Source organism: Pseudomonas sp. NPDC089534 (assembly GCF_044749305.1).
Classification (GTDB): domain Bacteria; phylum Pseudomonadota; class Gammaproteobacteria; order Pseudomonadales; family Pseudomonadaceae; genus Aquipseudomonas; species Aquipseudomonas ekonensis.
In genome coordinates, this window is sequence record NZ_JBIVHR010000070.1 from 26,024 (window position 1) to 32,067 (window position 6,044).

A 6,044-nucleotide genomic window follows, 5' to 3' on the forward strand; every position below is an offset into this window, starting at 1 on the left:
CCGGTCGTCGCTGCGCCGGCCGAACCGCCGCGCACCGAAGAGGCCAAGGCCGGCTTCTTCGCCCGCCTCAAGCAAGGCCTGTCCAAGACCAGCGCCAGCATCGGCGAGGGCATGGCCAGTCTGTTCCTCGGCAAGAAAGCCATCGATGACGACCTGCTCGACGAGATCGAGACCCGCCTGCTGACCGCCGACGTCGGCGTCGAGGCGACGTCGGTGATCATTCAGCGCCTGACCCAGAAGGTCGCCCGCAAGGAGCTGGCCGATGCCGACGCGCTGTACAAGTCCCTGCAGGCCGAACTGGCCGCGATGCTCAAGCCGGTCGAGCAGCCGCTGAAGATCGTCTCGCAATCCAAGCCGTATGTGATCCTCGTGGTCGGCGTGAACGGCGCCGGCAAGACCACCACCATCGGCAAGCTGGCCAAGAAGCTGCAGCTGGAAGGCAAGAAAGTCATGCTGGCCGCCGGCGACACCTTCCGCGCCGCGGCGGTGGAGCAGTTGCAGGTCTGGGGCGAGCGCAACCGGATTCCGGTGATCGCCCAGCACACCGGCGCCGACTCGGCCTCGGTGATCTTCGACGCCGTGCAGGCCGCCAAGGCCCGGGGCATCGATGTGCTGATCGCCGACACGGCCGGTCGCCTGCACACCAAAGACAACCTGATGGAAGAGCTGAAGAAGGTTCGCCGGGTGATCGGCAAGCTCGACGCCGACGCGCCGCACGAAGTGCTGCTGGTGCTCGACGCCGGCACCGGCCAGAACGCCATCAACCAGGCCAAGCAGTTCAACCAGACCGTCGCGTTGACCGGCCTGGCCCTGACCAAGCTCGACGGCACCGCCAAGGGCGGGGTGATCTTCGCCCTGGCCAAGCAGTTCGGCCTGCCGATCCGCTACATCGGCGTCGGTGAAGGCATCGACGACCTGCGTACCTTTGAAGCCGAACCCTTTGTCCAGGCCTTGTTTGCCGAGCGGGAGCGTTCATGATTCGTTTCGAACAGGTCGGTAAGCGCTACCCGAACGGTCACGTCGGCCTGCACGAGCTGAGCTTCCGCGTCCGCCGTGGCGAGTTCCTGTTTGTCACCGGCCATTCCGGCGCCGGCAAGTCCACCCTGCTGCGCCTGCTGCTGGCGATGGAGCGTCCGACCAGCGGCAAGCTGCTGCTGGCCGGGCAGGACCTCGGCACGATCAGCAATGCGCAGATTCCGTTCCTGCGCCGGCAGATCGGCGTGGTGTTCCAGAACCATCAACTGCTGTTCGACCGCACGGTGTTCAACAACGTCGCATTGCCGTTGCAGATCCTTGGCCTGTCCAAGGCCGAAGTCGCCAAGCGCGTGGACTCGGCGCTGGAGCGCGTGGCGCTGTCGGACAAGGCCGAGCTGTTCCCGGGCGACCTCTCCACCGGTCAGCAGCAACGCGTGGGCATCGCCCGCGCCATCGTTCACCGGCCGGCCCTGCTGCTGGCGGACGAACCCACCGGCAACCTCGACCCGCGCCTGGCGGCCGAGATCATGGGCGTGTTCGAGGACATCAACCGTCTGGGCACCAGCGTGCTGATCGCCAGCCACGACCTGGCGCTGATCGCCCGCATGCGTCACCGCATGCTCACTCTGCAACGCGGCCGACTGATCGGCGACGGGGAGGCTGGCGTATGAGCGCGACTCGCAGTCCTAAGGTTTCCGAGCGCGTGGCCCCGAAGGCCGCCGATCCGCAGCCGCCGAAGAAAAAGGCCAGCCACGACGATGACGGTCCGGATTTCGCCACGCTGTTCCGCGCCTGGCTCGAAAGCCACCGCGCCAGTTGGGTCGACAGCCTGCGTCGCCTCGGCAAACAGCCGATCGGCAGTTTCTTCACCTGCATGGTGATGGCGGTGGCGCTGAGCCTTCCGATGGGCCTGTCACTTCTGCTGAACAACATCGAGCGCCTGGGCGGCTCGTGGCAGCGGGCGGCGCAGATTTCGCTGTACTTGCAGCTCGACGCGAGCCCGGAGCAGGGCGAGTCGCTGCGTGACCGGATCAAGGGCATGCCGGGCGTCGCCGAGGCCGAGTACGTCGGCCGCGACCAGGCGCTGGAAGAGTTCCAGCAGCAGTCCGGCCTGGGCGAGGCCCTGCGCGAACTGCCTGAAAACCCGCTGCCCGGCGTGGTGCTGGTAACGCCGAAGGAAGTCGACAAGGCGAACCTGGAAGCATTGAGACAAACACTTTCCGAACTGCCCAAGGTACAGCAGGCGCAACTTGATCTAGTCTGGGTCGAGCGTCTGGCCGCCATCCTCAAGCTCGGTGACCGTTTTGTGTTCGGTCTGACGGTGCTGCTGGTTTCCGCATTACTTTTGGTGATAGGCAATACCATTCGTCTTCATATCGAAAACCGCCGCACAGAGATAGAAGTGATTAAACTCGTCGGCGGCACCGACAGCTATGTGCGTCGTCCTTTCCTTTATATGGGGGCGTTGTACGGCTTCGGTGCGGGGATTCTGTCTTGGGGTGTCCTGGCGTTCGGCCTGGACTGGCTGAACGACGCGGTGGTCGGTCTGGCCGGCTTGTACGGCAGCGATTTCGCGTTGGCCGGCGTGCCGGTCGCCGACGGTCTGTCGCTCTTGCTTGGCGCAGTGCTGTTGGGTTATATCGGTGCATGGATTGCAGTCGCACGTCATCTCAGGGAGCTGGCGCCGAAGTAGAATCTTTTTGCGCGTGATTGACCTCACGGTTTCAAGGGGAACTTGTTCAGCGGTTTCCGGTCAATTTTCGCAGTGCCAATGGCACGAGTATGTAAGTGGGAGGTTTTTTCGCATGACCAATTCTTTGCAGCCTGCGTACGCGTTGGTTCCGGGTGCGAACCTGGAAGCCTATGTGCACACCGTCAACAGCATTCCGTTGCTGTCGCCGGAGCAGGAGCGTGAACTGGCCGAGAGTCTCTACTATGAGCAGGATCTTGAGGCGGCTCGGCAGATGGTGCTCGCCCACCTGCGGTTTGTCGTACACATTGCCCGCAGCTATTCCGGCTACGGTCTGGCCCAGGCCGACCTGATCCAGGAAGGCAACGTCGGCCTGATGAAGGCCGTGAAGCGTTTCAACCCGGAAATGGGCGTTCGTCTGGTGTCCTTCGCGGTGCACTGGATCAAGGCCGAGATCCACGAGTTCATCCTGCGCAACTGGCGGATCGTGAAGGTCGCGACCACCAAGGCCCAGCGCAAGCTGTTCTTCAACCTGCGCAGCCAGAAGAAGCGTCTGGCCTGGCTGAACAACGAGGAAGTCCACCGCGTGGCGGAAAGCCTCGGCGTCGAGCCGCGGGAAGTGCGCGAGATGGAAAGCCGTCTGACCGGCCATGACATGGCCTTCGACCCGGCCGCGGAAGCGGACGACGACAGCGCTTTCCAATCGCCGGCCAACTATCTGGAAGACCACCGGTACGACCCGGCCCGTCAACTGGAAGACGCCGACTGGAGCGACAACTCCAACCACAACCTGCACGAAGCGCTGGAAGTGCTGGACGAACGCAGCCGTGACATCCTCTACCAGCGCTGGCTGGCGGAAGAGAAGGCCACGCTGCACGACCTGGCGCAGAAGTACAACGTGTCGGCCGAGCGTATCCGTCAGCTCGAGAAGAGCGCGATGAACAAGCTCAAGTCGTCGATTGCCGCATGACCGGCAGCCCGGCATAAGAAAACGCCCCGATCAGCGATGATCGGGGCGTTTTCGTTTGTGGTTCCATTCGGGGGAACCGGTGGGTGCCTGGGCTGACGCCATCGCCAGCAGGCTGGCTCCCACAGGGGGAGCGGTGCTCGCCGCAGACTTCTGCGCTGCCTGGGCTGGCGATGGCGGCCTTACTGGGTCCACGGCGCCCGGCGCGAATCGTTCAGGCCCACCAGATAGCTGTCCCCGCCCAACTGGTTCATCTGCTGGCGGATCCAGCTCGCCCGACGCAGGACATAAGGGCTCGGGCGGCTGGCGCTCCACGCCCGCGGGTTGGGCAGCACGGCGGCCAACAGGCTGGACTGCTGGCGCGACAGCGAGCGGGCGCCGGTGCCGAAGTGATGCCGCGCCGCCGCCTCGGCGCCGAACACGCCGTCGCCCCACTCGACGCTGTTCAGGTACACCTCAAGGATCCGCTGCTTGGGCCAGAGCACTTCGATCAGCGCGGTGAACCAGGCCTCCAGCCCTTTGCGCAGATAGCTGCGGCCCGACCACAGGAACAGGTTCTTCGAGACCTGCTGGCTGAGCGTGCTGGCGCCGCGGATGGAACCGCCCAGCTCGTTGTGGGCCAGCGCCGCGCGGATCGCGCTGATGTCGAAGCCCCAGTGTTCGGGGAATTTCTGGTCTTCCCCGGCGATCACCGCCACCTTGAGGTCGTCGGAGATCTCATCCCACGGCTTCCACGTGCGTTGCAGGTCGATGGGCTCGCCGTCGACCCAGGACTCTATCTTGCGCTCGACCATCAGCGCGGTGCCCGGTGGCGGCACGAATCGGAACAGCACGACCAGCAAGACGCTGCCGCCCGCGAACCAGAGCAGGGCCTTCGAAAGGCGACGGAGAAATGAACGCAGCATAGAGATGGCTTGGCCGAACCGGATGAGCGGGCCATTATACAGACCCTGCCGACCGAGTCTGACTGGAGTTCTTCATGCTGCGTAGCTTTCTGATGCTGGCCGCCTTTTTCGGTTTCACCGGTGTCGGCCTGGGCGCATTCGCCGCCCATGGCCTGAAAAGCCGCCTGACCCCCGAGTACCTGGCGATCTTCCACACCGGTGTCACCTATCAGCTGGTTCACGCGCTGGCGCTGTTCGGCGTGGCGCTGCTGGCCACCCAGGTGCCGGGACGTCTGGTCACCTGGGCCGGGATTTCCTTCAGCGTCGGCATCCTGCTGTTCTCCGGCAGCCTGTACCTGCTGACCACCATCGGCATCGGCAAGCTCGGCATCGTCACCCCGTTCGGCGGCCTGGCCTTCCTGGTCGGCTGGGTGTGCCTGGGCCTGGCCGCCTGGCGTTTGCCGCTGACCGCTTGACGCTTGGTGCTGACCTTTAGGTCATGATCGGGCTAGAATGCCAGCCCCTAAAAATGATGGCGGCATCGCGCATGCGCATTCAGTTGAACGGCGAATCCTATGAACTGCCCGACGGTGAGACCGTCGCGGCCCTGCTGACCCGTCTGGAACTGACCGGACGCCGGGTGGCGGTCGAGCTCAATCTGGATATCGTCCCGCGCAGCCAGCATGCCGAGACCGCGCTCAACGACGGCGACAGCGTCGAAGTGGTGCACGCCATCGGCGGCGGCTAGTCCCGCCGGCCCCTGCGGCCCGGCCATTCTGCAAGACCCTCACCCCTACAGAGGATTCCCCATGAGCATCGTTCGCAACGACAAGCCTTTCGTTCTGGCCGGTCGTACTTACCAGTCGCGTTTGCTGGTCGGCACCGGCAAGTACCGTGACATGGAAGAGACCCGTCTGGCCATCGAGGCCTCGGGCGCCGAGATCGTCACCTTCGCCGTGCGCCGCACCAACCTCGGTCAGATCGAGGGCGAACCGAACCTGCTCGACGTGCTGTCGCCGGACCGCTACACCTTCCTGCCGAACACCGCCGGCTGCTACGACGCGGTCGAGGCCGTGCGCACCTGCCGCCTGGCCCGCGAGCTGCTCGACGGCCACAACCTGGTGAAGCTGGAAGTGCTGGCGGACCAGAAGACCCTGTTCCCCAACGTGATCGAAACCCTCAAGGCCGCCGAAACGCTGGTCAAGGAAGGCTTCGACGTGATGGTCTACACCAGCGACGATCCGATCGTCGCCCGCCAGCTGGCGGAAACCGGCTGCATCGCGGTCATGCCGCTGGCCGGCCTGATCGGCTCGGGCCTGGGGATCTGCAACCCGTACAACCTGCAGATCATCCTTGAGGAAGCGAACATCCCGGTGCTGGTGGATGCCGGTGTCGGCACCGCTTCCGACGCCGCCATCGCCATGGAGCTGGGCTGCGACGCCGTGCTGATGAACTCGGCCATCGCCCACGCCCAGCAGCCGGTCATGATGGCCGAAGCCATGAAACACGCGATCGTCGCGGGCCGCCT

The 6,044-nt window shown here is 64.7% G+C and carries 8 protein-coding genes; 7 read left to right on the forward strand and 1 reads right to left on the reverse strand.

Translation table 11 applies throughout. From position 1 onward, the window contains the following. From ftsY to rpoH, 4 genes are all read left to right on the forward strand, one after another. Window positions 1-978: signal recognition particle-docking protein FtsY (ftsY, locus tag ACIP0B_RS20045; protein WP_400835362.1), on the forward strand; the 978-nt coding region annotated here is incomplete at its 5' end. Beyond that, entirely contained in the window at window positions 975-1,646 is a 672-nt protein-coding gene (gene ftsE, locus ACIP0B_RS20050; protein WP_400835364.1) for a cell division ATP-binding protein FtsE, read from the forward strand. The genes ftsY and ftsE, both read left to right, overlap by 4 nt. Then, window positions 1,643-2,668, forward strand: a complete 1,026-nt coding sequence (gene ftsX, locus ACIP0B_RS20055; protein ID WP_085630054.1) for a permease-like cell division protein FtsX — start codon at window positions 1,643-1,645, stop codon at window positions 2,666-2,668. Before ftsE ends, ftsX begins: the two co-directional genes overlap by 4 nt. A gap of 112 nt (window positions 2,669-2,780) precedes the next feature. Next, window positions 2,781-3,635 (forward strand): RNA polymerase sigma factor RpoH, encoded by an 855-nt coding sequence (gene rpoH, locus ACIP0B_RS20060; protein WP_400835366.1) that lies wholly within the window; start codon window positions 2,781-2,783, stop codon window positions 3,633-3,635. Window positions 3,636-3,814: 179 nt separating this feature from the next. Here rpoH and mtgA read toward each other — a convergent pair whose 3' ends face one another. Next, complete coding sequence (mtgA, locus tag ACIP0B_RS20065) at window positions 3,815-4,537, reverse strand: monofunctional biosynthetic peptidoglycan transglycosylase (RefSeq protein WP_400835368.1); 723 nt, start codon at window positions 4,535-4,537, stop codon at window positions 3,815-3,817. Window positions 4,538-4,611: 74 nt separating this feature from the next. Here mtgA and ACIP0B_RS20070 point away from each other — a divergent pair, with 74 nt between their 5' ends. The 3 genes from ACIP0B_RS20070 to ACIP0B_RS20080 form a co-directional block, all read left to right on the forward strand. Next, a complete protein-coding gene (locus ACIP0B_RS20070; RefSeq protein ID WP_400835370.1) occupies window positions 4,612-4,992 on the forward strand; it encodes a DUF423 domain-containing protein in 381 nt (126 codons plus the stop codon). Between the two features lie 71 nt (window positions 4,993-5,063). Then, window positions 5,064-5,264 carry a sulfur carrier protein ThiS gene (gene thiS, locus ACIP0B_RS20075; RefSeq protein ID WP_400835372.1) on the forward strand — a complete coding sequence of 67 codons (201 nt, stop codon included), beginning with the start codon at window positions 5,064-5,066 and terminating at the stop codon, window positions 5,262-5,264. 61 nt (window positions 5,265-5,325) lie between these two features. Next, on the forward strand, window positions 5,326-6,044 hold a 719-nt coding region (locus ACIP0B_RS20080; RefSeq protein ID WP_400835374.1), incomplete at its 3' end, for a thiazole synthase.